We start from the raw sequence: 23,145 nt of genomic DNA, 5'->3' as shown, positions 1-23,145 counted from the left end.
AAGCTGCACCGCGTGGCGGAAAAGCACTCCGTTAGGGGGCCGCCTCCTGCAGCAGGCCGCCGTTGCGCACCATGCGAATCTGCTTGGCAGCCCCTGTGCGGTCGTCTGTCTCGACAAACACGCCGGACAGGGTGGCCGCGCCGTTTGCAGGGGTAAAGCGCGCCTTCGGCATTCCGGTCAGGAAGCGGCGCATCGGCTCGGCCTTGTCCATGCCGATGACCGAATTGTAATCGCCGCACATGCCGGCATCGGTCAGATAGCCGGTGCCTTCGGACAGGATCTGCGCGTCAGCCGTTGGAACATGGGTATGGGTCCCGACCACCAGCGAGGCACGCCCGTTGCAGAAATGGCCCATCGCCATCTTCTCGGAGGTGGCTTCGCAATGCACATCCACAATGATGGCCTGTGCCAGCCCGCCCCGGGGGTGCGATTTCAGCACCGCCTCAACCGCGCCGAAGGGATCATCGAAAGCGCGCTTCATGAACACTTGGCCCAGCACCTGCACCACCAGCACCTTACGTCCGCCCGGAGCCTGGAACAGCCGGAAGCCGCGGCCCGGCGCACCTTTGGCAAAGTTCAGCGGCCGGATAATGCGCTGTTCCTTCTCAATGAACTGCAGCATGTCCTTTTGATCAAAGGCATGGTCGCCCAGGGTCAGGCAATCAACGCCGGCCTCCAGCAGCAGCTTGGCGTGCTCGCCGCTCAGCCCCATGCCGTTGGAGGCGTTTTCGCCGTTCACCACAACAAAATCGAGCCGCCAGTCCTGGCGCAGCCGCCGCAGATTTTCGGTAATGGCACTGCGCCCCGCGCGGCCCATCACATCGCCTAGAAACAGAATTCGCATGCGGGCGTGGTACGCGCATGCGGACGGCAGAACAAGGCCTGCAGCAAGCGCGTAAAACTTTTCTGAAAAGTTTTGCCAAGATTTTTCGAAAAATCTTGGTCGCGCGGCCAGCGTCAGCGGCTGAATTGCAGGATCCGGCTTTCGGTAATCAGCATGTCCAGCGGTTGATCTGTGGGTTCCAGCGGCAGGTCCTCGGCCTCTTGCGCGTCAAAGGCAAAGCCGATCGCCAGCGTCGCCCGCTTGCCGCGCAGCAATTCTAGCGTGCGGTCATAAAAGCCGCCGCCATACCCCAGACGCCCCCCCTTTGCATCAAAGGCAACAAGCGGCACCACCAGGATCTCAGGTTCAAAAAAGTCGTCGGTTTCAGGAACCATGGCGCCAAAGGGGCCGTCGCGCAGCGGGCCTTCGGGCTGCCAGCGGCTGAATCTCAGCGGCTGGCCCGCCCCCATGATAACCGGCACGCCGACAGGCCCGTGCGCTGCCGCTTCGGCCATTGCGGGCACCGGGTCGATCTCGGTGCGGATCGGCAGAAAACCCGACAGCGGCACACCGCGGTAACCGGCCAGCACCTCGGACAGATGGCCTGCGGCACCGGGGATGTTGCGGGCGTGCGCGTCTTTGCGGCGGGCAAAAGCCGCCTTGCGTGCGGCGGCTTTGATTTCAGTCAGATCCGTCATCGCGGTCTCCTACAGCAAAACGGTGGCGGCAAGCCCGAGGAAGGCAAAGAACCCGACCACATCGGTCACAGTGGTCACAAATGCGCCTGAGGCCAGCGCCGGGTCAATTCCGGCTTTCTCCAATAGAACCGGGATCACCGTGCCCGCCAGCCCCGCCACGACCAGATTGATCACCATAGCGACGGCAATCACGACCCCCAGCATCGGCGAGCCGAACCAAGCGAGGCCCACCAGACCCATCACAATGGCAAAGATCACCCCGTTGACCAGCCCCACCAGCACTTCCCGCCGGATCACCCGCCAGACGTTGGAGCCGGTCAGGTCGCGGGTCGCAATCGCGCGCACCGCAACCGTCAGCGACTGGGTGCCGGCATTGCCGCCCATCGAGGCGACAATCGGCATCAGCACCGCAAGGGCCACGAACTGCGTAATGGTTGCTTCAAACTGCGCAATCACCAGCGAGGCCAGTATCGCGGTGACCAGGTTCACGGCCAGCCAGGGGAACCGGCGTTTGGTTGTTTCGATCACCCGGTCCGCCAGCGAGCTTTCCTCGCCCACACCCGCCAGACGCAGGATATCTTCCTCGTGCTCCTCGTCCTGCACAATCATCGCGTCGTCGATGGTGATCACACCGACCAGACGCCCCTCAGCGTCAGTCACGGGCGCCGAGATCAGGTGGTACTGGTTGAAGGCATAGGCCACGTCTTCCTCGTCCTGATCGGCGGGGATCACCTGAAAGGTGTCCTCGACCAGTTCGGTCAGCGGCACTTCGCGTTTGGTGGCCATGATCCGGCCAAGGGTGACATTGCCAATCGGATGCAGACGCGGATCAACCAGGACCACGTGATAGAACTGCTCTGGCAGATCATCCGAATTGCGCATGAAATCAATGGCCTGCCCGACATTCCAATGCTCAGGCGCCATCACCACTTCGCGCTGCATCAAGCGGCCGGCCGAGTTTTCCGGATAGCTCAGCGACTGCTCAACCGCGACCCGGTCGGCATCTTCAAGCGCCTCAAGGATGGCTTCCTGCTGCGGCACCTCAAGGTCTTCGAGAAGGTCGACGACGTCGTCGCTTTCCATCTCCCGGACCGCGTCGGCCAGAACCAGCGGGTTCAGCGTCTCGATGACTTCTTCGCGGATCGACTCGTCCAGTTCGGACAGGATCTCGCCGTCGAACTCACGGTCGTAAAGCCGGATCAGCCGTGCCCGGTCGCTGGCATCGATCTGTTCCAGAAGGTCGGCGATGTCGGCTGCGTGCAGGTCTTCCAGCAGATCCGTCAGCGCCTGCTGATCGCCCTGCTCCACCGCACCCAGAATCCGGGCAACCAATTTGCGGTCCAGGTCATAGGAGTCGTCCTGAGACAGATCGCCGGTGATGTTGTCGCCGCTGCTCATGTGATGCCCCCGGGTATTTTATGAGTGTCTGCCTGCAAAATAGAAGAAGCGGCTACCGGAAAACAATGACATCGGCATAATTTACCGGAGCTGATGCGGCGGGTATCCTGCCAAGAGCCATTTTGCAAGGAAAGGGTTGGAAGAATGGGCACCGATTACATCCTGAAAGGGCACGTACTGTCTTTTACCGGCTCTCCTTTTGCCGCGGAGCAGCCCGAAGACGCGGCCCGTCTGCTGGACGCGGTGGCGGTGCAGAACGGCAAGGTCGCGGGTGCAGGGCCGCTGGCAGAAATGCAGGCGCTGCTGCCTGCGGCGGAAACCGTGGATCACAGCGGCAAGCTGATCATGGCCGGATTTGTGGACGCCCATGTGCATTATCCGCAGACCGCGATTATCGCCAGCTGGGGCAAGCGGCTGATCGACTGGCTGAACAGCTATACCTTCCCGGAGGAGATGCGGTTCGGCGACCGCGCCTATGCAGACGGGATTGCCAACAGGTATCTGGACCTGACTGCCGCGCATGGCACCACCACGGTCTGCAGCTATTGCACAATTCATCCCGAAAGCGTGGATGCGTTTTTCACGGCCGCGCAATCGCGCGGGCAGCGGGTGGTTGCTGGCAAGACCTGCATGGACCGCAACGCGCCGGAGGAGCTGCGGGATACCGCGCAGTCGGCTTATGACGATTCAGACGCGCTGATTGAACGCTGGCACGGCGCGGACCGGCTGGAATATGCCATTACCCCGCGGTTTTCCCCCACATCGACGCCGGAACAGCTGGAGGCGATGGGGGCGCTTTGGGCCAAGCACCCGGAATGCTTGATGCAGACGCATCTGAGCGAGCAGACGGATGAAATCGAGTGGGTGAAATCGCTGTTCCCGCAGGCGCGCGATTATCTGGACACCTACGAGGAGTTCGGACTGCTGGGCGCCCGGGGGCTTTACGGTCATGCGATCCATCTGGAGGAGCGTGAACGGCACCGGCTGCGGGACTATGGCGCGGCGTTGATCCATTGCCCGACGTCGAACACATTTATCGGCTCCGGCCTCTTTGACATGGCCGGTCTGATGGCTGAGGGGCACCGGATCGGGCTTGCCACTGACACCGGCGGCGGGTCCAGCTTTTCTATGCTGCGCACCATGGCGGCGGCCTATGAGATCGGCCAGCTGCGCGGCACGCCGCTGCATGCAGCGCAGCTGTTGTGGCTGGCGACCCAAGGATCCGCCACGGCGCTGCGGATGGAGGCAAAGATCGGCAACATCGCCCGCGGCATGGAGGCGGATCTAGTGGTGCTGGATCTGGCCTCGGCCCCGGCGATCGCGCAGCGGTCAGCGCGCGCCGGGGATCTGTGGGAGGCGGTGTTCCCCACCATCATGATGGGCGACGACCGCGCCATTTCCGAGGTCTGGATTGGCGGGCGACCGGTTGAGCAGAGGCGCTGACGCGCCTCGGCCTTGAGTATTTTCAGAAAGATGAAGCCAGCGCCCGCGCCAGTTTCCCGTGGCGTTCGATCAGCTGCGGCAGGTCGAGCGTTGTGATCCCGCCGCTGCGGATGACCTGCTTGCCTTCGACAAACAGGTGTTTCACCTGGGTCGGACCGGCCAGCAGCAGGGCTGCGGCATCCCAGCTGCCGCTGGAGGCAATGCCTTTGGTGTCCCAAACCGCGATGTCGGCGCGCTTGCCCGGTGCCAGACGGCCGCAATCCGGGCGGCCCAGCACATCGGCGCCGCCACGGGTGGCGATCTCCAGCGTTTCATAAGCGCTCATCGCGTCGGCGCCATTGGCAACCCGCTGCAGCAGCATGGCCTGCCGCGCCTCTGACGCCAGGCTGGCCATGTCGTTGCTGGCGGAGCCGTCCACGCCCAGCCCCACAGGAACCCCGGCGTCCCGCATTGCGCGCACAGGCGCTATGCCGCTGCCCAGACGGCAGTTGGAACAGGGGCAATGGGCAACCCCGGTGCGGGTTCTGGCAAAAAGGTCAATCTCTTGCACGTCGAGCTTAACGCAGTGGGCATGCCAGACGTCGTCGCCAGTCCATCCCAGTTCTTCGGCATACTGGCCGGGGCGGCAGCCGAATTTGGCCTCGGAATAGGCGATGTCCTCGTCGTTTTCGGCCAGATGGGTGTGCAGCATCACGCCTTTGTCACGGGCCAACAGGGCGGCATCGCGCATCAGCTCGCGGCTGACCGAAAACGGCGAGCATGGCGCCAGGCCGACGCGGCACATGGACCCTTCACCTGCATCGTGGAAGCCATCAACAACGCGGATCATGTCGTCGAGAATGGCCTGCTCTTTCTCGACCAGGCTGTCAGGCGGCAATCCACCGTCGCTTTCGCCGATGCTCATCGCGCCGCGGGTCGGGTGAAAGCGCAGGCCCACCTCGCGGGCGGCGTGGATGGTGTCCTCCAGCCGCGAGCCATTGGGATAGAGATACAGATGGTCGGAACTGAGGGTGCAGCCGGACAACGCCAGCTCTGCCAGGCCCAGCTGCGCAGAGACGAACATCTCGTCCGGGGTGAACTGCGCCCAAATGGGATAGAGCCGCTGCAGCCAGCCGAACAGCAGCGCGTCCTGCGCGCCCGGCACCGCGCGGGTCAGGTTCTGGTAGAGGTGGTGATGGGTGTTGACCAGCCCCGGGGTCACCACGCATCCGCGGCCGGAGACAATGTCTCCGCTGGTTTGCAGCCCCTGCCCCACGGCGGCAATCTTACCGCCGCGGATCAGCACATCGGCGCCGTGCAGCACACGGCGCGTGTCATCCATGGTCAGGATGGTATCGGCATTTTGTATCAGGATCTCTGTCATTTACACACACTCCAAAAGACAGCCCGCTTCAGAGGAATGTGTGATTAGCCGATGGAAAACGGGCGAAGAACCGGCCTGCCGGGAAAACTACAGGCCGGGGGCGCCATTATCAACCCGTTTACGTCTGTTGCAACAGTTCCAGCGCAGCCGCGTGGATTTCCGCGTTGGCCGCGGCCAGGGCACGGCCGCCGTTGTGGGCCGGGTTGCCCTGCCAGTCAGTGACCATACCGCCTGCCGCCTGGATCAGCGCAATCGGCGCCTGAATGTCATAAGCGTTGAGACCGGCCTCGATCACCAGATCCACTTGCCCCGCTGCCACCAGCGCATAGGCATAACAGTCGGTGCCATAGCGGGTCAGCTTGGCGCGGGCCGAGACCCGTTCGAACGCAGCGCGGTCCTCTGGCGTACCGACTTCCGGAAAAGTGGTGAACAGGATGGCGTCTTCCAGCGCCGCAGTGGCGCGGGTCTGCAAAGGTCTTTCGCCTAACGGGCCGGTCATGGAAGCAATTTCCGGCCCGCCGCAGAAACGCTCGCCGGTATAGGGCTGGTCGATCACCCCCAGGAACGGGCCGTTTTCATCCGACAGCGCAATCAGCACGCCCCAGGTTGGCGTACCGCTGATGAACCCGCGGGTGCCGTCAATCGGATCCAGCACCCAGGTGCGGCCCGTGGTGCCTGGCTTGGTGCCGAACTCTTCGCCCAGAATTCCGTCATCGGGGCGCAACTCCGCCAGGACTGCCCGCATCGCCCGCTCGGCGGCGCGGTCCGCAACCGTGACCGGATCAAACCCGCCGTCGAGTTTGTTCTCAGCGGTCAGCGAAGATGTGCGGAAATGCGGCAGGATGGCAGCGCGGGCTGCGTCTGCCATCCTGTGTGCAACGTCAAGATCGGGAAAAGCGGCCTGTGTCATACCAATACGGGTGCCACTCACCCGGCATTATTGCAAGCGCAAACCCTGTCATCGCAGGTTTTGCGCTTGCAATTATCCTTCATTCGCCGTCTGGATTTCAGGCGACGTCGCTCAGCACGCGCGCCAGTTCAAACAGGCGGCGGCGCTGGTTTTCCGGGATCGCGTAGTAGGAGCGCACCAGGTCCAGGGCTTCCTTGTCGCCCATCAGGTCTTCCGGAACGGAGGCTTTATCCGCCGAGGATTTGCCTTCTTCCTGAAGACCTTCGAAGAAGAAGCTTACCGGCACCTCAAGGGCGTCGGAGATATCCCAGAGCCGGGAGGCGCTGACCCGGTTGGCACCGGTCTCGTATTTCTGAATTTGCTGAAATTTAATGCCGACCTGCTCGGCGAGTTGCTGCTGTGTCATGCCGATCAGCCACCGGCGGTGGCGGATGCGCTTTCCCACATGCACGTCAACTGGATGAGCCATGCGTTTCTCCTAAGTTCAAAAATCCGGCTGCAACCCGGACCGCTGCGTTCCTATAACCTGTTCTGGCGGCTTCAATTCTTTGCCCGAACACGGTTCCCCATCAGAGCGATCTACGCTCAACCTCTGAGCAAAAGTGTACAACCCTTGCGATTGATTGCAAGGCTGCCGTCGCCCCGTGCGCGGACCGCACGTTCAAGCGCATGATTTCATGTATCATTTTTCTAAAGGTTTTGTTGCCAAGCGGCTGCCGATCACGTACCTCCCCAGAAATAGCGAGGTGCAGGCAGGCGCAGCACCTCGCCAGTGTGAGGTGGCGAATCACACAGATTCCCGCAGAAGGTGAGGAAAAAACATGCAAGCTTTCCAAGTTCCGGCCTTTGACCGTCCGGCGTCGCTGACGGAAACAGACGTCCCGCCCCCGGGCCCCGGCCAAGCAGCCGTTGCGCTGCGGGCCTGCGGTTTGAACTTTGCCGATCTGCTGATGATGAAGGGCAGCTATCAGGACACGCCCGAGCCCCCCTTTACCCTGGGACTGGAAGCGGCAGGCGTGGTGACGGAACTGGGCGATGGCACAAAGGGGTTTGCTCCGGGCGACCGGGTCGCGGTGTTCGGCGGCTCCGGCGGGCTGGCTGAAGCCGGGGTTTTTGACGCAGCCCAGCTGATCCGGATCCCGGATGCGATGAGTTTCGAGCACGCCGCGGCGATGCAGATCGCCTATGGCACCAGCCACATGGCACTGGATCATTGCGCCCGCCTGCAGCCGGGCGAGACACTGCTGGTAACAGGCGCCGCCGGCGGCGTCGGGCTGACGGCTGTTGAAATCGGCAAGCTGATGGGCGCGACAGTCATTGCCCAGGCCCGCGGGCTGGAGAAGCTGGAAGTGGCTGCCGCTGCCGGAGCCGATCACCTGATCGATGCCGGTGAAGACCTGCGCAGCACTGTGAAAGCACTGGGCGGCGCAGATGTGGTTTATGACGCTGTGGGCGGAGATGTGTGGAAAGCCGCTTTCCGCTCTGCCAATCCCGGCGCTCGGCTGCTGCCGGTGGGGTTTGCCGGCGGCGAGGTGCCGCAAATCCCGGCCAACCACTTGCTGGTGAAAAACCTGACGGTGATCGGGTTTTACCTGGGCGGCTACATGAAATTCCGGCCCGAAGCAGTACGCCGGTCCTTTGAGACGCTGTTTGCCTGGCACGGCCAAGGCCGCATCAAGCCGCATATCAGCCACGCCCTGCCGCTGGACCGCGCGGCCGAGGGGCTGGACCTGCTGCGCAGCCGCAAGTCCACCGGCAAGGTGGTGATCACCATGGGCGGCAACCGCTGACCAGATAGCGCGTCCGGGCCCTTCCCGCCCGGTGCCGGAGCATCAGGGCGTCAACTGGCAGCGCGCAACGGCGCGGACCACAGCCCTTGAAAGGCCTGACGGATAAACTCGGCCAGCTCCTCGACATAGGGCGCACGCACGCGCTCGGCCCCATAGAGGTTGATGTGCTGCATCGGAAGGTCCGGCAGACCGCAGCCCTGTTCAACCAGCTCCTGATAGCCTGGCTGGGTGCCCTCCAGCAGCACGCCGATGGCCAGGTCGGCACTGACCGTTGCCTCGACGGTGCGGTCGGAATCGCTGTCGAGCGCCATCTCCCATTCGATACCCGCCTTATCCAGCGCCGCGGTGGCCACGGGGCGGAAACTGCAGTTGCGGCAGAAGCCGAGCCGCAGGGGACGCTGCCGCCAGACCGATCCGTCGGGCGCGCCGACCCAGCGCAACGGCATGCTGTGGATCGTCTCACCGCCCTCGCCTGATCCGTTTTCCGTGGTCAGGATCAGGTCGAACGCACCGCGCGAGAATTCGGTTTTCAAGTCGCGGGTGTTGGATGTGCAAAGGTTCACATTCACCCGCGGGTAGCTGAGATTGAACCGCTTCAGCACCTGCGGAATGACCGGATGCACCACGTCATGCGGCACCCCCAGCAGCACCTCGCCCTCAAAGGCCTGGTCTGTCAGCCTGCCGATCACCTCGTCATTCAGCGCCACCATCCTGCGGGCATAGCCAAGCATCTGCTCGCCTTCCGCTGTCAGCGCAATAGTGCGCCCGGAGCGGTCCAGAAGGCTTAAACCCAAAAGCTCCTCCAGCCGCTTCATCTGCATCGACACCGCCGATTGGGTGAGATGCAGAAAACCGGCCGCCCGGGTCACGCCGCCATTGTCCGCCACCGCCACAAAAGAGCGGAGCGTGGTGATATCGAGATTTCTTATCATCACAGCACCTGATGTATTAGATCAAAAACATTCGTTTTTAAAATGTGCCACAAGACGCCATATTCATCAACACAATTGATCACCCAAAAGGGACGCATCACAAACGTAACTGAAGGATCCGCGCTATGACCCCTGCAACCTCCTCCCGCTGCACACCCCGCCCTGCCGCAAAGCCGCAGCTTTCGCTGGCTGCCCGCCTGCGCTTGCACCTGAAGGTCTGGACGCAGCGCCGCCAGCTGGCCAAGCTGGACGCCCGCGCATTGGACGACATCGGCGTGACCCGCGCCGAAGCAGACGCCGAGGCCCGGCGCGGGTTCTGGAGCGCGCCGGATCACTGGTCCCGCTGAGCCTCTGCAGCCCGATTTGACGCCCGCATTTGAGACGGGCCGCCAGCCGGCGGCCCGTTTCCTCGTTTTTCATGTATTTATTGCCCTGAAATACTTGAACCGGAACGCACTTCCCCCGATATTTAGCGGGAATGCTGCCGGCCGCGGCCCGGTTCGTGCGCCGGCAGCAAGGGAGTAATTTACGGAGACCACCCAAGATGGCACAATTCGACACCATCCGGTCTGCCGCCGGCGCCCGCGCCGCGCAGATTGATGAGGGCCTGCGCGCCCATATGAACAAGGTCTACGGCACCATGGCCGCAGGCACGTTCATCACTTTCCTTGCAGCCTGGGCCATTTCCGGCCTGGCCGTCACTGCGGACCCGGCCAATGCCGTGGCGCAGCTGAGCGCGGATAAATACCTGACCAATATCGGCCATGCGCTTTATGCTTCGCCGCTGAAATGGGTCATCATGTTTGCACCGCTGGCCTTTGTCTTTGGCATCGGCGCTGCCGCAAACCGCATGTCTGCAGCCGGCGTTCAGCTGCTGTTCTATGTCTTCGCCACCGTGATGGGCCTGTCGATCAGCTCGATCTTCCTGGTGTTCACCGGCGAGAGCATCGTGCAGGTGTTCCTGATCACCTCCGTCGCCTTTGCGGGCCTGTCGCTGGTTGGTTACACCACCAAGAAAGACCTGTCCGGCATGGGCGCTTTCCTGATCATGGGCCTGATCGGCCTGATCGTGGCCTCGATCGTCAATATCTTCCTGGCGTCGTCGGCAATGGCCTTTGCGATCTCGGTGATCGGCGTGCTGATCTTTGCAGGCCTCACCGCCTATGACACTCAGCGGATCAAGAACGACTACCTGCAGATGGCTCATTCGGGCGACCAGGAATGGCTGGCAAAGTCCGCCATCATGGGCGCGCTCAGCCTTTATCTGGACTTCATCAACATGTTCATGATGCTGCTCCAGCTGCTTGGAAACCGCGAATAAGCGTACAACACATTCCAAAGTCAGCGAGGGGCGGGTCACAATGATCCGCCCCTTTTCATTTCAAAAATAACAAGAGGGATGACCCCATGAAGATTATCGAGATTCCCGCAGTGGAGGCAGACCGTCTGCTGCCGCTGTTGCAGGACTTGCATGCGCTTCACGCAGCGCACCACACGCCAGCCCCTGACAGCACAGGTCTGGCCGCATGGCTGCAGGAGTGGCTGCGGGAAGAGACCATCTTTGCGCTGGCCGCAGAAAGCCCGCAAGGGGCGCTGCTGGGCTATCTGATCTATGAGCTGCAGAACCGGCCAGCGCTGCCGATCCGCGCGGCTGAGACCCGCGCCATGCTGCACCATATTTCGGTGACCGAAGCCTGGCGCCGGATGGGGGTTGGCAAGGCGCTGGTCGAGGCGATGAGGGCACAGGCACTGGCGGCGGGCGCCACAGTGGTTGCAGCCACTTATGCCCCCTTCAACACCGCCTCAGCCGCGCTGATGCAGGGGATGGGAATGGATCCGGTGCTGACTATGGCCGAGTGGCGCGCCTAGTTCAGATCTGTGGCGTCAGGATCCTGGACCGGCGCAGTCCAGCCCGGTGGAGACGGCGATTGTACCCCGGCGGCTCGACACTTTGCGCACTTCTCCGTCCGGGCGGCAGCCGGAAGCTTCTGTGACCAAACCAAGGAACTCAGCCGCTGGGATCTCTGGCAGGCTGGGCACCGCACTGTCCTCCGGGACACTTAGAACCGCCATTCCAGCACTGCCTGAGCGGACCAGGCACAATGCCAGCCTGCGCCCCTGCAGGTGCACGATTTTGTCCACCACAGCCCGCTGTCCGCCGGAAGGGGCCGGCGACGCTGCCTGCAAATGCCGTGCCTCGACTGCAGGCGGCGGCGGCACCGCCATCCCAGCATCAAAAGAACTGGAGACCGGCGCCCCACTCGCTGCCAGTGCAGCCGCAATCATGTAAACCCTCACAGCACATCCACCCGTTTGTTCATTAACCTACGGATTTAAGGCTAGGCGGGAATTGGGGCACAAACGTGCCGCGGCAGGTGGCCATGCGGCGGAATCAGCCCGGCATTTTCCAAGAATTTGAAGCAGCCGCGCGAGGTGTCAGACCAGCCGAAGTGTCAGGCTAACCGAAGTGTCAGGCCAGCCCAAAAGAAAACGGGCCGCGCCAGGCGCGACCCGTTTCCGGAAATCCTTCCAAAGGAAAGGCTTACTTGATTTTGCCTTCTTTGTACTCGACATGCTTGCGCACAACCGGGTCGTACTTCCGCACAACCATTTTTTCGGTCATGGTGCGAGCGTTTTTCTTGGTCACATAGAAGTGGCCGGTGCCCGCGCTCGAGTTCAGGCGGATCTTGATTGTGGTCGGCTTCGCCATGGTGCTTCTCCTGCGTCCGAAAAGGCAGGGGCCTCTCGGTAAATTCCTATCTGAAGTCCGGCTTTTACCTGCCCCAGCCCCCAAGTCAATAGGATTCGGGGGTAATTATGCGCAGAAGGCCTGTAAGCCGGATCCTGTCCCCCCGGGACCGTAATCCCGGGCTCGACGGCCATTCATCTGGGGCGCGCATTGCTGCGTGCCTCTAGCTGCCAACCCGGCCCCTCTCGGCTGAAGCGTGCCTAGCAGCGGTTTCCCGTTTCCGGGACCTGCCTGCGCGGGGGCCCTATTTGGCATTGCTCCCGGTGGGGCTTGCCGTGCCGCCCCTGTTGCCAGCGGCGCGGTGGGCTCTTACCCCACCGTTTCACCCTTACCCGCCGAATGCTCCGTTGGCGAACCTCTGGTCCGGCGGGCGGTCTGTTTTCTGTGGCGCTTTCCGTCGGGTTTCCCCGCCCGGGCGTTACCCGGCACCGTTGCTTCATGGAGTCCGGACTTTCCTCGCGGGGCTTGAACCCCACGCGGCCGTCCAGCCTTCTGCGCGCCGGATGCCTAGGAACATCGGCGCGCGGCGTCAAGCAGATAGTGCAGACGCAGGGGCGCTGCCCTCTTGGCCTTCCGGCCTCACCCCAGGGTTATGCGTAAGACATTGCCTCTATTTTCTCTTCTGAGAAGATGAAGCCGGTCGGTTTCCCGGATGGCTTTTCGGGAAGCTGGTGGCGGGCAGGCCAACCCGAGGAAGACCTGCTCAACGGTCGCAAAATATCTTGCCGCCCGTCACATCTGTCCGGCCATCCGAACGGAAGAAGGGCCTTCGCGGCCGAGCCTAATCAAGGATAACGACAGGAGCAGTAACTTCAGCGAGGCAGACCGCACCAACGTCATTGCATTCGAAGTCTCGAAGGCCAGTCTGACGGTGCATAGGTTGCCCGATGATCGGCAGGTGACAAGTCCCAACAGCGTCACGGCCATCAAACGGTTTCTCAAGACAAGAGGAAAGGCGGCATCCCATTTGTCGTTTGCGAGGCATCTGGAGGCTATGAACGGCACGTTCTTCAGTCCTGTGTCGATCTGGAGCTGCCTGTCCATCGCGCACATGGCACACGGACACGGAACTTTGCGAAGTATCCCGGATTGTCAGCCAAGACAGACCAGGTGGACGCAAGAATGCTCGCACTCTTTGCCGCAAAATCAGAGGATCTGCGCCTTTGGCAGCCGCCTGGCACGGAAACAGCCGAGCTACGTGGGCTACGGCGGCGTCGCGATGGCCTTGCCCAGATGATCCGCAAGGAACAGAACCGGCTGGAACATCCACAAATCAGGGCCGTTGAGCGCTCCTTGAAACGCCATATCCGCGCCCTGACGAAAGATATGAACGAGCTGGATGAACAAACCGGCAAGTTGATATCATCGACACCCGGATTTCGGAGCAAGTCGGACTTGCTGAAATCCGTGGTCGGTGTTGGCCCCGAAACGGCTGCGGCGTGCTTAGCATATGTGCCTGAGCTTGGCTCACTGGCCAAGGGTAAAGCAGCCGCCATCGTTGGACTTGCGCCGCAGGCCCAAGATTCAGGGACGTTGAAAGGCCACCGCCGCATTTCCGGGGGCAGGCGCGACGTCAGATCCACGCTCTACATGGCCGCTCTGTCAACGCAGCGATACGATCCCATGATGCAATCATGCGCGCGACGCTTACGTGAACGTGGCAAGCCCGCAAAGGTCGCGATCACGGCACTCATGCGCAAGCTCATCGTCATCATGAATGCGGGGCTGAAGGAAGGGCAGGTGTCAATTCGCTACGGTGCCGCAAAGTCGTGACTGCTGCCTTTCACGGCAAGGTGTCGGAATTGGCAATGTGCGGGACTCTGCGGACATTGTCGCTACAGGTGTTTGCTGACGCAGCATTCGGTTGCAGGTGCGGCACGCTCATCGCTGCGTTGCAGCCGATGTCGCGAGACCGACCATTCAAAGCCACTCTGAGACGCGGAATTCAGACCGTTCTTTCGCTGCAGCCAGGACCTGCTAACGAAGAGCGGGACGTAGCCGACCTTCGCCCTTCCGGGCGGTTGCAGACGCAGCATCCGCTCGCAGGCGCGGCACACTGATCGCTGCGTTGCAGCCGATGTCGCCAAAGTAGTCATTGAAAGCCAGTCTGAGGCGTGAGATTCAGACCGCTCTTTCGCTGCAGTCAGGACCGACTAGCGAGGGGCGGGACAAAGTGAATTTTCGCTGCAAACTGCCTCGATGACGGGAAACTGCACTTTTGTCTACGGCAACCCACTAGAAGAGCAGGAAACGGATGTTCGCTGCATTGAGCAGTAACGGCAGCTTCGACTAACCGCGCTGCAGCGTTGTTAGCTTTCAGCAAACCGCAGAAATCCGAGCGGCAGTCAGTGGGTAATCTCAGATAAGCACAACTGCGGTGCCCACAGAAATCAGAACGAAAACGCAAAAGCTCCAAAAAAGCAGCATTTTCGATCTGCGTGAGACGAGCGGCTTGTTCAGAGGCAACAGCGGACGTCGTTCCATTTTCCTTCTACCTTGTTTCAGCATTAGCCACGCACTTCGTCGGGCCTTTTGATCCGGAGTGAACGACGATACCACCCAAAGTGATAAAGGCTATCGCGGCGAAGACTTCCCAGCCTGGTTGGCCTAAGCCAAGTACAAGCATGAGCATGGTGGAGAAAACGGGGGCTGAGTATCCCAAGACACCAAGCAGAGCAACGTGACCTTGGCGCATTCCCAGATCCCAGAGAAAGAACGCACCTCCGGCAGGGCCCAAACCCAGCGCGGCGATGACCCAAACATCCGAGGCGGTCAGCGCCGGCAGGTTCGCACCCTTTGTCATCCACCAAAGCCCGCAAATCAGAGACGACGCAAAGCAGATTGTCGTCATGGCAGAGATAGCGTCTGACGGATCATGGCGGCGCAGGTTTGAGAACAGCGCCCATAGGAGTGCTCCAACAAAGGCAAGACCGTAGCCGAATGTCTCAGATAGCTGGAGCGCAAACCCATCTTTGCCGATCAGGATTAACACTCCGGCAAAACCAAGCGCGGCTCCAAGGTAACCCGGGAACCCGCTGCGCAGCTGGAAGAACAAGTTGCCAAGAATGATCAGGCAAGCAGGCCAGAGGTAGTTGATCAGCGACACTGAGATGGGATCTGCATGATGGAAGGCTTCCAGATATGACAAGTGGTAAGCTGTCAAAAGCCCGGCAAACAGGATGGTGCGCCGGTCCAGCAGAGGCACTGGCTTCCGGCCTGTTGCGGCACAAATTGCAAGCCCCATGCCCGCCGCGATCGCAAAGCAGAACGTCAGGACCAGATAGGGCGGCAGGGAGGCTGAAAAGGCTCCAAGAACCCCCAATGTGCCCCAGGACAGAATGGCCAAAGCGCCCAATCCTGTGTGCCGGGATGACATCAGAAGACTTCGCTTCCCAGAACCGCATCATGCGAGGGTTGCAGCAGGATAGTCTCGCCAGCCTCGTTCGGGACTCCCATGACCAGGACTTCAGATTTGAAACCGGCAATGTTGCGAGGCGGCATATTCACCACGCAAACGACGGGCCGTCCAAGCAGCTCTTCTTCGGAATAGTTCTTGATCTGGGCGCTGGACCAGCGCTGGCCTAGGTCACCAAAATCAACGCAGACCTTATAGGAGGGGTTGCGCGCGCGGGTGAAATCCTTGACCTCGACGATCTTGCCAAGGCGCATTTCCACCTTGGCGAAGTCGTCATAGACGATCTCTGCTTTGTTCATGTCATTGTTCCTTACGACAGTCCGGCCAGAATGGCGGCTTCCGACCCTGCAGTATCGGCAGTGCCGCCGAGGTCGCGGGTTTTAGTGTCGGCGCGCTCCAGCGAGGTTTCGATTGCGCGTTCGATTTCTGCGGCAGCCCCGGGCTCGCCCAGATGCTCCAGCATCATGGCAGCGGTCCAGACAGCAGCAACCGGGTTGGCGACGCCTTTGCCTGCGATATCAGGCGCCGAGCCATGGACCGGTTCAAACATTGAGGGGTACTTGCCCTCCGGGTTGATGTTGGCCGAGGGCGCGATACCGATTGAGCCAGCGACAGCCGGACCCAGGTCGGACAGGATGTCGCCAAAGAGGTTCGAGGCCACAACCACGTCAAACCAATCCGGATGCAGGACAAAATTCGCGGTCATGATGTCGATATGGAACTGGGCCGTACCGATACCCGGATGACGCTCTGCGGCGGCGGCAAATCGTTCGTCCCAGAACGGCATGGTGTGAATGATGCCGTTGGATTTGGTGGCCGAAGACACATGTTTGCGCTTGCGGGTTTTGGCTACGTTGAACGCATAGTCCATGATCCGGTCCGTGCCGCGCCGGGTCAGGATGCTTTCCTGAATGGCGGCCTCGTGTTCCGTGCCCTGATAGACGCGCCCGCCGATCTCGGAGTATTCCCCCTCGACGTTTTCGCGCACGATGATCATGTCGATGTCATCCGCACCACGTCCTGCCAGGGGCGAGTTAATGCCCTTCAACAGGCGCACGGGACGGACATTGGCATATTGATCCAATTCGCGGCGCAGCGGGATCAGCAGCCCCCAAAGCGACACGTGATCCGGAACACCGGGGAAGCCGACAGCCCCCAGATAGATGCTGTCAAACGCCTTCATCTGCTCGATGCCATCTTCGGGCATCATCCTGCCCGTGTCGTGATAGCGTTCGCAGGACCAGTCAAATTCGGTCCAGTCCACAGTGAAGTTGTGCTTTTGCGCCACAAGGTCAATGACGCGCTGACCGACCGGCAGAACCTCTTTGCCGATCCCGTCTCCGGGGATGGCTGCGATACGATATGTTTTTGTCATAGCCGGGATTCCTTACGCGATGCCGCCGATATGCAGGGTTTTGACTTCCAGGTATTCATCGATACCCTGACGCGCACCTTCACGGCCCAGACCGCTTTCCTTGATGCCGCCGAAGGGCGCGACTTCAGTGGCGAAGCCGCCCACATTGATACCGATCATGCCGGTTTCCAGCTCTTCGCTGACACGGAATGTGCGGGTCAGATCGTTGGTGTAGAAATAGGCTGCCAGCCCGTAAGGCGTGGCATTGGCTGCGGCCAGCGCTTCTTCCTCGGTGTCGAACTTGAAGAGCGGCGCGACGGGGCCAAAGGTCTCTTCGTCCGCCACGATCATATCGGTGGTCACACCTGTGACAACCGCCGGGCTGATGAAGCGCTTGCTGCTGTCATCCTGGGTGCCGCCAACAATGACGGTTCCACCCTTGGCAGTGGCATCGTCCAGATGTGACTTGATCTTAGCAATGGCAGCGTCGTTGATCATAGGACCAATTTCCACACCGTCCTCAAACCCGTCGCCCAACTTCATGTTTCCAACAACGGCTGCCAGCTTCTCAGCGAAGGCGTCGTAAACACCGGCCTGAACAAAGATGCGGTTAGCACAGACGCAAGTTTGCCCCGCATTGCGGAACTTCGAGGCCATGACACCTTCGACAGCAAGATCCAGATCGGCATCGTCGAAGATAATGAAAGGAGCGTTGCCGCCCAGCTCCAGGCTGAGGCGTTTCATGGTGCCCGCGCATTGCTCCATCAGCAGTTTGCCCACACGGGTGGAGCCGGTGAAAGACAGCTTGCGCACCGCAGGACTGCCGGTCAGTGCTCCACCGACACCAGCAGGGTCCCCTGTGACAATGTTGACCGCCCCGGACGGAAAGCCCGCGCGTTCCGCCAGCACGCCGAGTGCGAGGGCAGTGAATGGCGTGAACTCCGAAGGTTTGATGACGACCGGGCAGCCTGCGGCCAGCGCCGGAGCGATTTTCCGGGTAATCATCGCCGCCGGGAAATTCCAGGGCGTGATGATGGCGCAGACGCCGACGGGTTGTTTCTGCACAATGATGCGGCGGTCCTGAACCGGGCTGGGGATAGTTTCGCCATAGACGCGCTTACCCTCCTCGGCGAACCATTTCACGAAAGACGCGGCATAGGCGATTTCGCCTTTGGCTTCCGCGAAAGGTTTGCCCTGCTCCAGGGTCATGAGCGTAGCCAGGTCATCCTGAGCTTCCATGATCAGGTTGAACCACTTCTCCAGCAGCGCGCCACGATGAGCTGCAGTGGTTTTGCGGAAGGTCGCAAAGCAAGCCTCGGCGGCAGCAATTGCGCGATCCGTTTCGTCGGAACCGCAGTTCGGCACAGTGCCGACAACAGAAAGTGTTGAGGGGTTGTCAACTTCGATCGTCGCGCGGTTGTCGGCGTTGATCCATTCGCCCGCGACCAGGTTTTGCTGACGAAACAGAGAGGTATCTTGAAGGTTCATAATTTCCAACTCCAGCAGTTAGGAAAATCCTATCGGGTTTGCGCGAGGGGAAATCTTGAATTTGCCAGTCCGGTAGCATCCTGTGCCGCAATTGGCCCGGCTTCAACATTTTGTGCCGCAGCTTAGTCGCGGTCGACCAGATCCTGGATCGGCACGCTGTGCTTTTCTACAACCGGCTTAATCACGATGTATGAGAAGTACTTATCGATGCCGAGGTTCCGCTCCAGAAGATCCTCCATGATCTCCTGATACTGGGACACACCGCGCGCGACAAACTTCAACAGGTAGTCGTACCCCCCGCTCAACAAGTAGCAATCCACCACATTGTCATGCTTGCGGATTTCATTCTCGAACCGAACGAAGTCCTTGCGGCGGTGGTCCGCAAGTGTGACTTCGGTGAAAACCGTTACGTGTTCAGCCAGTTTCTTGAGGTTGATAACGGCCCGGTAATTCTGGATGTAACCGGCTTTCTCAAGCCTCTTCACCCTTTGCAGGCAGGGGCTGGGGGATAAGCCCACAGCCTCTGCCAAATTCACGTTGGTTATGTTGCCCTGCGTCTGCAGGGTGGAAAGAATATTGATGTCGATCCGGTCGAGTTTCGGCGTCCCCACCATATTCTTTCCTCCCGTTGCTTAGCTCGCCAACTCTGCCTGATGGGCCTTTGCCATGTCCATCATGCTGTTGAATTGGAAGTCATATTTCGGCATTTCGCCAGGGTTCATGGTGGCGCCAAAGCCCGACTTGTCGTGGCGGCGGTAGATCCAGCAATTGGACAGCCCGTATTTGTTGGCCGGTGCGTGGTCGTGGAACATGCTTTCAGCGGTGTGCAGAATTTCATGCTTCTGAATGCCCTGACGCGCCATCATTTCGATCATGTAGTCGAAGTTACGGTCGAACGGCTTATAGCTGCCAACGTCCTCGGCGGTGTAGACACCGTCGAAATGCACACCCAGGCGGGTGTTGGCGCCCGAGAAGGTGAGGTTATCGGTGTTGGTCAGAACCACCAGTTTGAAGTGTTTCTTCAGGTAGGTCAGAGCCTCGATTGTGTCGTCGAACGCGGGCCAGTGACGTGCGGAACGGCCATAGGCTTCGCATTCCTCCCAGGTGACCTCAACGTTCCATTCCTCAGCCAGTCGGCGGTACACTACGGGCAGCAGTTCGTAGTATTTCTTCGACGGCGTATAGCGCTGCGTTGTGCTTTCGTAGAAGGCGTGGGCTTCAAGAATGTCGTCGCGCGACAGGCTGCGGCTCACCCGGTCTGTCAGGGGTTTCAACCCGGTGACCATGCCGGTTTCCCAGTCGAGCAAGGTGCCATAGACGTCAAAGGTCAGTGCTTTGAAATCGCTCAGTTTCATGTCTTATCCTTTCAGATCCAGAAGGGTGTTCAGGGTCGCACGGAGACGGGTAATCAACAGATCCACCTCAGTCTCAGTGATGCAGATGGGCGGGGCAAGGCCGATCACGTCATCCGCAAATGCGCGGAAAATGACGCCGTTCTCGTACCCGGCTTTGGCAAGGCGGGCGGCAACGTTCATTTCCTTGGCTGGTTTCGCCTTGGTGGATTTGTCAGTGACGATTTCCACAGCTGCCAGCAGTCCCTTGGCCCGGACATCACCGACCAGCGGATGATCCAGCAGGGTTTTCAGCTGTGCCTCGAAGTAGGCGCCAACCGTCTTCGAATTTTCGATCATACCGCCCTCGTAGAGCTTGATGACCTCGAGAGCGACAGCTGCGCTGACAGGATGCCCCGAATAGGTGAAACCATGCCCAAACGGCACGCCTTCCGGCGCGGCATCGGCAATGGTCTGATAGACACCGTCCGACACAAACACCGCACCCATAGGCGCATAGCCCGAGGTCAGGCCTTTGGCGGTTGTCAGGAAATCAGGCGTCAGCCCTTCATGCTCGCAGCCAAACATCGGCCCGGTCCGGCCAAAGCCCGTGATGACTTCATCCACAATGAAGAGGATGCCCAGTTCGCGGCAGGTGTCCTGCATAGCCTTGGCATAACCCTCCGGCGGTACGATCACACCACCTGAGCCCTGGACCAGTTCCATGATGAACGCAGCAGTGTTTTCAGCACCAAGCTCTGCAACTTTGGCTTTCAGGTTGGCGACGCCCTGCGCGATGATTTCCTCATCTGAGATTGCTTCGTTGCGATACGGATAGGGCGATGCAATGTGGTGCTGCCATTGCATCGGCAGATCGAACTTGTCGTGAAACACCGGCAGCGCGGTCAGCCCGGCACCGTTTGAGCTGGAGCCATGGTAGCCCTTTTCCAGCGCGATGAAGTGCTTCTTGGAGCTTTCGCCGCGGGCGTTGAAGTAGTAGCGAACCATGCGGATCACGGTATCCACCGCATCCGAACCGCCCAGGGTGAAGAACACGTGGTCCAGATCGCCAGGAGACAACTCGGCGAGCTTGGCCGCCAATTCAATTGCCGGCTCGCTGCCAAAGTGGAAATACCCGGTTGCATAGGGCAAGCGCTGCATTTGCTCAGTGGCGGCGGCAACAACATTCTCGTGGCCGTATCCTGCGTTGACGCACCACAGACCTGCAAAGCCGTCGAGCAGTTCATTGCCCTCGGAGTCAGTCAGGAAGACACCCTGCCCCGATTGCATAACAGTTACACCCCGTTTTTCGTGGGCGCGGATTGGAACCACAGGATGGAAATAGTGGGCCCGGTCTTTTTCGATAAGAGAGTTGGATCGCATCGGTTTCTTTCCCGTATGAGCTTTCAATCGAGGGTAAGGGAAACTGCCGGAAGGAAAGTGCGTTTTACAGCCGGGAACGGCATTTTCGGCCGTCGTTTTTCCTTTGACAGCATTTTATGCTGCATCTACCTGACTGACTTTGCCGGAATTAAAGTGGATCGTGCTCTGAGAAGCCAGTTTTGCAGCATATTCTGAAAGTATGGCGGATCATCGCGCCATTGGCTTTGGAATGCCATGCCGCGAACGAGGCACATGAATTCATTCATCATGGCTTGCCGTATGTCTGCGCTACAGCCGAACGCCGCGAGTTCGACGTGCCAGACGTCATTGAGCGCCTCGTTGAATTTTTGGGATTCTGCAGCGACATAGACCAGTTCTGTCTCATTCACGCGGGCTTCGGACAGGTAATCCATGGACACCTGAAAGATTCCGCTTTGATATCTTTCCCAGATGTATTCGGTCAGGGCTTTCAGGCGGTTCTGGCCTGGTTGCAGTGTCCGGGTGAAACTGCGCAGCAGATCCGCCTCGCGGCAAAGCATCTCAGCATAGGCCGCCTGAATGAGGTCCTTGCGTGACGGGAAATGGTGCAGCATCGCTCCCCGCGACACGTTGGCTTGGCGTGCGATGTCTTGTGTCGACGTATGCGCCAGTCCCCGATCAACGATCAGGAACTGTGCTGCTTCCAATATCCGGGCCTGGGTCGCCGCGGATCTTTCGGCCTGTGTGCGCCGTGGCTTGCTGGATGCCGTCATGTCTTAGCCTGCCAGATAGGCTGGAAGCCAAAGCGCAATTTGCGGAAAGACGACCATCAGCAGTACGGCGAAACACATCAAAAGGAAGAAAGGTATCGCATAGACCGCCACCTTGTGGATCGGCACACCGGAGAAGCCCTGAATGACAAACAGATTAAATCCAACAGGCGGTGTCATCTGGCCCAGCTCGATCATTATCACCAGAAAAATACCGTACCAGATCGGGTCGAACCCAGCGGCGACGACGACAGGCAAAGTGATCGGCAGGCTCATCACGATGATCGAAATGCCATCCAGGAAAAACCCGAGCAGAATGTAGAAGATCGCCAGAGAAGCAATCAGCACATAAGGGGACAGGTCGAGAGCATCGATCGCTACGGCGATGTTGCGCGGGATGTGCATGTAGCCGATGGCGGACGACAGAAAGGCTGCGCACATCAGGATTGAACAGACCATGCAGGAGGTTTTGAGCGCATTGATCAGCGACTCCGCCAGCATGGCGCGCGACAATTGCCGGCTGAATGCCGCGAAACAGAGTGCGGCAAAGACACCGATAGCTGCTGCTTCGGACGGCGTGGCCCATCCGGTGTAGATTGACCCAATAACCACAAGGATAAGGCCAAAAACCGGAGCAAGGTTGCCCAGAATAGCACTTGGCCGGGCGTCTTCCTTGCTGATTGCGTCCTTGGGTGCAAGTGCTGGTGTAATTGCGCATCTTGCGGCCAGATAGGCCGCATAAAATGCTGCGATCATGAGGCCGGGAACCACACCAGCGATGAAAAGCTTTGCAATTGAAACCTCGGCCAGAACCCCGTAGATGATCAGGACAATGGATGGCGGAATGAGAAGCCCAAGACTGCCGGCTCCGGCAAGGGAGCCAAGCGCAAGGCTTTGGGAATACCCGCGTTGGTTCAACTCACTCGTGGTGATCCGGCCGACAGTGGCAGTTGTCGCCGCGCTGGACCCGGAAACGGCGGCAAAGAGAGCTGATCCCAAAACATTGGTATGCAGCAACCCTCCAGGAATTTTTGATACGAGCGGAGAGAGACCTTTGTAGAGCCGTTCGGAAATATCCGTCCGGAACATGATTTCTCCCATCCAGATGAACATTGGAACAGCGGCAAGTTCCCAGGAGGAGGCGCTTCGCACAATGATCCGGCTGGCAATTGCTCCGATCTTGTCAGGCGGGAAACCCATGAAGGCGAACAGCGAAACTGCCGCAGCGGTGGCGAGAGCAAGAAATACCCACATACCAGTCGCCAAAACAGCGAGCATCAGAATGAAAACGGCGAGTGCTGTTGTAACGGGGTCCATGA

At 60.1% G+C, this 23,145-nt stretch carries 24 protein-coding genes and 1 other RNA gene; 6 read left to right on the top strand and 19 right to left on the bottom strand.

Annotated features, from left to right (window positions below; genetic code table 11):
• Positions 1 to 31: 31 nt before the first annotated feature.
• The 3 genes from K3724_RS06785 to mgtE form a co-directional block, all read right to left on the bottom strand.
• Positions 32 to 844, bottom strand: coding sequence for a TIGR00282 family metallophosphoesterase (locus tag K3724_RS06785; protein WP_129370392.1), 813 nt, complete (start codon positions 842 to 844; stop codon positions 32 to 34).
• A gap of 113 nt (positions 845 to 957) precedes the next feature.
• Positions 958 to 1,521 (bottom strand): 5-formyltetrahydrofolate cyclo-ligase, encoded by a 564-nt coding sequence (locus tag K3724_RS06780; protein ID WP_259991222.1) that lies wholly within the window; start codon positions 1,519 to 1,521, stop codon positions 958 to 960.
• A 9-nt stretch (positions 1,522 to 1,530) separates the two neighbouring features.
• Positions 1,531 to 2,919 carry a magnesium transporter gene (mgtE, locus tag K3724_RS06775; protein WP_259991220.1) on the bottom strand — a complete coding sequence of 463 codons (1,389 nt, stop codon included), beginning with the start codon at positions 2,917 to 2,919 and terminating at the stop codon, positions 1,531 to 1,533.
• A gap of 144 nt (positions 2,920 to 3,063) precedes the next feature.
• Between mgtE and guaD the strand changes: the two genes are divergently transcribed.
• Complete coding sequence (gene guaD / locus K3724_RS06770; RefSeq protein WP_259991218.1) at positions 3,064 to 4,362, top strand: guanine deaminase; 1,299 nt, start codon at positions 3,064 to 3,066, stop codon at positions 4,360 to 4,362.
• A gap of 22 nt (positions 4,363 to 4,384) precedes the next feature.
• Here the strand turns inward: guaD and K3724_RS06765 are convergent, their stop codons facing one another.
• The 3 genes from K3724_RS06765 to K3724_RS06755 form a co-directional block, all read right to left on the bottom strand.
• A complete protein-coding gene (locus tag K3724_RS06765; RefSeq protein ID WP_259991216.1) occupies positions 4,385 to 5,725 on the bottom strand; it encodes an 8-oxoguanine deaminase in 1,341 nt (446 codons plus the stop codon).
• A 118-nt stretch (positions 5,726 to 5,843) separates the two neighbouring features.
• Positions 5,844 to 6,635 (bottom strand): histidinol-phosphatase, encoded by a 792-nt coding sequence (hisN, locus tag K3724_RS06760; RefSeq protein WP_259991214.1) that lies wholly within the window; start codon positions 6,633 to 6,635, stop codon positions 5,844 to 5,846.
• 97 nt (positions 6,636 to 6,732) lie between these two features.
• Complete coding sequence (locus K3724_RS06755; RefSeq protein ID WP_259991212.1) at positions 6,733 to 7,104, bottom strand: helix-turn-helix domain-containing protein; 372 nt, start codon at positions 7,102 to 7,104, stop codon at positions 6,733 to 6,735.
• A gap of 352 nt (positions 7,105 to 7,456) precedes the next feature.
• On the opposite strand from K3724_RS06755, the gene K3724_RS06750 reads away from it, so the two are divergent.
• Positions 7,457 to 8,425 carry an NADPH:quinone oxidoreductase family protein gene (locus tag K3724_RS06750; RefSeq protein ID WP_259991211.1) on the top strand — a complete coding sequence of 323 codons (969 nt, stop codon included), beginning with the start codon at positions 7,457 to 7,459 and terminating at the stop codon, positions 8,423 to 8,425.
• A gap of 50 nt (positions 8,426 to 8,475) precedes the next feature.
• Here the strand turns inward: K3724_RS06750 and K3724_RS06745 are convergent, their stop codons facing one another.
• Complete coding sequence (locus tag K3724_RS06745; protein ID WP_129370384.1) at positions 8,476 to 9,357, bottom strand: LysR family transcriptional regulator; 882 nt, start codon at positions 9,355 to 9,357, stop codon at positions 8,476 to 8,478.
• Positions 9,358 to 9,482: 125 nt separating this feature from the next.
• On the opposite strand from K3724_RS06745, the gene K3724_RS06740 reads away from it, so the two are divergent.
• The 3 genes from K3724_RS06740 (at position 9,483) to K3724_RS06730 (ending at position 11,226) form a co-directional block, all read left to right on the top strand.
• On the top strand, positions 9,483 to 9,704 hold the full coding sequence (locus tag K3724_RS06740; RefSeq protein WP_259991208.1) for a DUF1127 domain-containing protein: 222 nt from the start codon (positions 9,483 to 9,485) through the stop codon (positions 9,702 to 9,704).
• 197 nt (positions 9,705 to 9,901) lie between these two features.
• Positions 9,902 to 10,678 (top strand): Bax inhibitor-1/YccA family protein, encoded by a 777-nt coding sequence (locus K3724_RS06735; RefSeq protein WP_259991206.1) that lies wholly within the window; start codon positions 9,902 to 9,904, stop codon positions 10,676 to 10,678.
• 86 nt (positions 10,679 to 10,764) lie between these two features.
• Positions 10,765 to 11,226, top strand: coding sequence for a GNAT family N-acetyltransferase (locus tag K3724_RS06730; protein ID WP_259991204.1), 462 nt, complete (start codon positions 10,765 to 10,767; stop codon positions 11,224 to 11,226).
• Positions 11,227 to 11,241: 15 nt separating this feature from the next.
• Here K3724_RS06730 and K3724_RS06725 read toward each other — a convergent pair whose 3' ends face one another.
• From K3724_RS06725 to rnpB, 3 genes are all read right to left on the bottom strand, one after another.
• Complete coding sequence (locus K3724_RS06725; RefSeq protein WP_259991202.1) at positions 11,242 to 11,643, bottom strand: hypothetical protein; 402 nt, start codon at positions 11,641 to 11,643, stop codon at positions 11,242 to 11,244.
• A gap of 256 nt (positions 11,644 to 11,899) precedes the next feature.
• Positions 11,900 to 12,067 (bottom strand): 50S ribosomal protein L33, encoded by a 168-nt coding sequence (gene rpmG / locus K3724_RS06720; RefSeq protein ID WP_008554190.1) that lies wholly within the window; start codon positions 12,065 to 12,067, stop codon positions 11,900 to 11,902.
• A 107-nt stretch (positions 12,068 to 12,174) separates the two neighbouring features.
• Positions 12,175 to 12,602, bottom strand: an RNA gene (rnpB, locus tag K3724_RS06715) — RNase P RNA component class A.
• Positions 12,603 to 13,066: 464 nt separating this feature from the next.
• On the opposite strand from rnpB, the gene K3724_RS06710 reads away from it, so the two are divergent.
• Positions 13,067 to 13,879 (top strand): IS110 family transposase, encoded by an 813-nt coding sequence (locus tag K3724_RS06710; protein ID WP_259992583.1) that lies wholly within the window; start codon positions 13,067 to 13,069, stop codon positions 13,877 to 13,879.
• Positions 13,880 to 14,597: 718 nt separating this feature from the next.
• Here the strand turns inward: K3724_RS06710 and K3724_RS06705 are convergent.
• The 9 genes from K3724_RS06705 to K3724_RS06665 form a co-directional block, all read right to left on the bottom strand.
• Positions 14,598 to 15,452, bottom strand: coding sequence for a DMT family transporter (locus K3724_RS06705; protein WP_259991199.1), 855 nt, complete (start codon positions 15,450 to 15,452; stop codon positions 14,598 to 14,600).
• 29 nt (positions 15,453 to 15,481) lie between these two features.
• Positions 15,482 to 15,820 carry a tRNA-binding protein gene (locus K3724_RS06700; RefSeq protein WP_014873168.1) on the bottom strand — a complete coding sequence of 113 codons (339 nt, stop codon included), beginning with the start codon at positions 15,818 to 15,820 and terminating at the stop codon, positions 15,482 to 15,484.
• Between the two features lie 11 nt (positions 15,821 to 15,831).
• Entirely contained in the window at positions 15,832 to 16,896 is a 1,065-nt protein-coding gene (locus K3724_RS06695; RefSeq protein ID WP_259991197.1) for a tartrate dehydrogenase, read from the bottom strand.
• A 12-nt stretch (positions 16,897 to 16,908) separates the two neighbouring features.
• Positions 16,909 to 18,363, bottom strand: coding sequence for an NAD-dependent succinate-semialdehyde dehydrogenase (locus K3724_RS06690; RefSeq protein WP_259991195.1), 1,455 nt, complete (start codon positions 18,361 to 18,363; stop codon positions 16,909 to 16,911).
• Positions 18,364 to 18,485: 122 nt separating this feature from the next.
• Positions 18,486 to 18,977, bottom strand: coding sequence for an Lrp/AsnC family transcriptional regulator (locus tag K3724_RS06685; RefSeq protein ID WP_014873171.1), 492 nt, complete (start codon positions 18,975 to 18,977; stop codon positions 18,486 to 18,488).
• Between the two features lie 18 nt (positions 18,978 to 18,995).
• A complete protein-coding gene (locus K3724_RS06680) occupies positions 18,996 to 19,718 on the bottom strand; it encodes a haloacid dehalogenase type II (RefSeq protein WP_102848402.1) in 723 nt (240 codons plus the stop codon).
• 3 nt (positions 19,719 to 19,721) lie between these two features.
• Complete coding sequence (locus K3724_RS06675) at positions 19,722 to 21,077, bottom strand: aminotransferase class III-fold pyridoxal phosphate-dependent enzyme (RefSeq protein WP_102873405.1); 1,356 nt, start codon at positions 21,075 to 21,077, stop codon at positions 19,722 to 19,724.
• Positions 21,078 to 21,202: 125 nt separating this feature from the next.
• On the bottom strand, positions 21,203 to 21,829 hold the full coding sequence (locus K3724_RS06670; protein WP_259991189.1) for a TetR/AcrR family transcriptional regulator: 627 nt from the start codon (positions 21,827 to 21,829) through the stop codon (positions 21,203 to 21,205).
• Positions 21,830 to 21,832: 3 nt separating this feature from the next.
• Positions 21,833 to 23,143, bottom strand: a complete 1,311-nt coding sequence (locus tag K3724_RS06665) for a TRAP transporter large permease (RefSeq protein ID WP_259991187.1) — start codon at positions 23,141 to 23,143, stop codon at positions 21,833 to 21,835.
• Positions 23,144 to 23,145: the final 2 nt, after the last annotated feature.

It is taken from the genome of Leisingera sp. M658, assembly GCF_025144145.1.
Classification (GTDB): Bacteria; Pseudomonadota; Alphaproteobacteria; order Rhodobacterales; family Rhodobacteraceae; genus Leisingera.
Note: the sequence above shows the minus strand (reverse complement) of the source record. Positions and strands in the feature narration are given on the sequence as shown.

Bases quoted from the DNA above. Each gene is read 5' to 3' on its own strand.
- K3724_RS06690 (WP_259991195.1), bottom strand. From the start codon at position 18,363: ATGAACCTTCAAGATACCTCTCTGTTTCGTCAGCAAAACCTGGTCGCG.
- K3724_RS06675 (WP_102873405.1), bottom strand. From the start codon at position 21,077: ATGCGATCCAACTCTCTTATCGAAAAAGACCGGGCCCACTATTTCCAT.
- rpmG (WP_008554190.1), bottom strand. From the start codon at position 12,067: ATGGCGAAGCCGACCACAATCAAGATCCGCCTGAACTCGAGCGCGGGC.
- K3724_RS06740 (WP_259991208.1), top strand. From the start codon at position 9,483: ATGACCCCTGCAACCTCCTCCCGCTGCACACCCCGCCCTGCCGCAAAG.
- K3724_RS06780 (WP_259991222.1), bottom strand. From the start codon at position 1,521: ATGACGGATCTGACTGAAATCAAAGCCGCCGCACGCAAGGCGGCTTTT.
- K3724_RS06785 (WP_129370392.1), bottom strand. From the start codon at position 844: ATGCGAATTCTGTTTCTAGGCGATGTGATGGGCCGCGCGGGGCGCAGT.
- K3724_RS06735 (WP_259991206.1), top strand. From the start codon at position 9,902: ATGGCACAATTCGACACCATCCGGTCTGCCGCCGGCGCCCGCGCCGCG.
- K3724_RS06730 (WP_259991204.1), top strand. From the start codon at position 10,765: ATGAAGATTATCGAGATTCCCGCAGTGGAGGCAGACCGTCTGCTGCCG.
- K3724_RS06665 (WP_259991187.1), bottom strand. From the start codon at position 23,143: ATGGACCCCGTTACAACAGCACTCGCCGTTTTCATTCTGATGCTCGCT.
- K3724_RS06670 (WP_259991189.1), bottom strand. From the start codon at position 21,829: ATGACGGCATCCAGCAAGCCACGGCGCACACAGGCCGAAAGATCCGCG.
- guaD (WP_259991218.1), top strand. From the start codon at position 3,064: ATGGGCACCGATTACATCCTGAAAGGGCACGTACTGTCTTTTACCGGC.
- K3724_RS06695 (WP_259991197.1), bottom strand. From the start codon at position 16,896: ATGACAAAAACATATCGTATCGCAGCCATCCCCGGAGACGGGATCGGC.
- K3724_RS06745 (WP_129370384.1), bottom strand. From the start codon at position 9,357: ATGATAAGAAATCTCGATATCACCACGCTCCGCTCTTTTGTGGCGGTG.
- hisN (WP_259991214.1), bottom strand. From the start codon at position 6,635: ATGACACAGGCCGCTTTTCCCGATCTTGACGTTGCACACAGGATGGCA.
- K3724_RS06765 (WP_259991216.1), bottom strand. From the start codon at position 5,725: ATGACAGAGATCCTGATACAAAATGCCGATACCATCCTGACCATGGAT.
- K3724_RS06755 (WP_259991212.1), bottom strand. From the start codon at position 7,104: ATGGCTCATCCAGTTGACGTGCATGTGGGAAAGCGCATCCGCCACCGC.
- K3724_RS06685 (WP_014873171.1), bottom strand. From the start codon at position 18,977: ATGGTGGGGACGCCGAAACTCGACCGGATCGACATCAATATTCTTTCC.
- mgtE (WP_259991220.1), bottom strand. From the start codon at position 2,919: ATGAGCAGCGGCGACAACATCACCGGCGATCTGTCTCAGGACGACTCC.
- K3724_RS06750 (WP_259991211.1), top strand. From the start codon at position 7,457: ATGCAAGCTTTCCAAGTTCCGGCCTTTGACCGTCCGGCGTCGCTGACG.
- K3724_RS06725 (WP_259991202.1), bottom strand. From the start codon at position 11,643: ATGATTGCGGCTGCACTGGCAGCGAGTGGGGCGCCGGTCTCCAGTTCT.
- K3724_RS06680 (WP_102848402.1), bottom strand. From the start codon at position 19,718: ATGAAACTGAGCGATTTCAAAGCACTGACCTTTGACGTCTATGGCACC.
- K3724_RS06700 (WP_014873168.1), bottom strand. From the start codon at position 15,820: ATGAACAAAGCAGAGATCGTCTATGACGACTTCGCCAAGGTGGAAATG.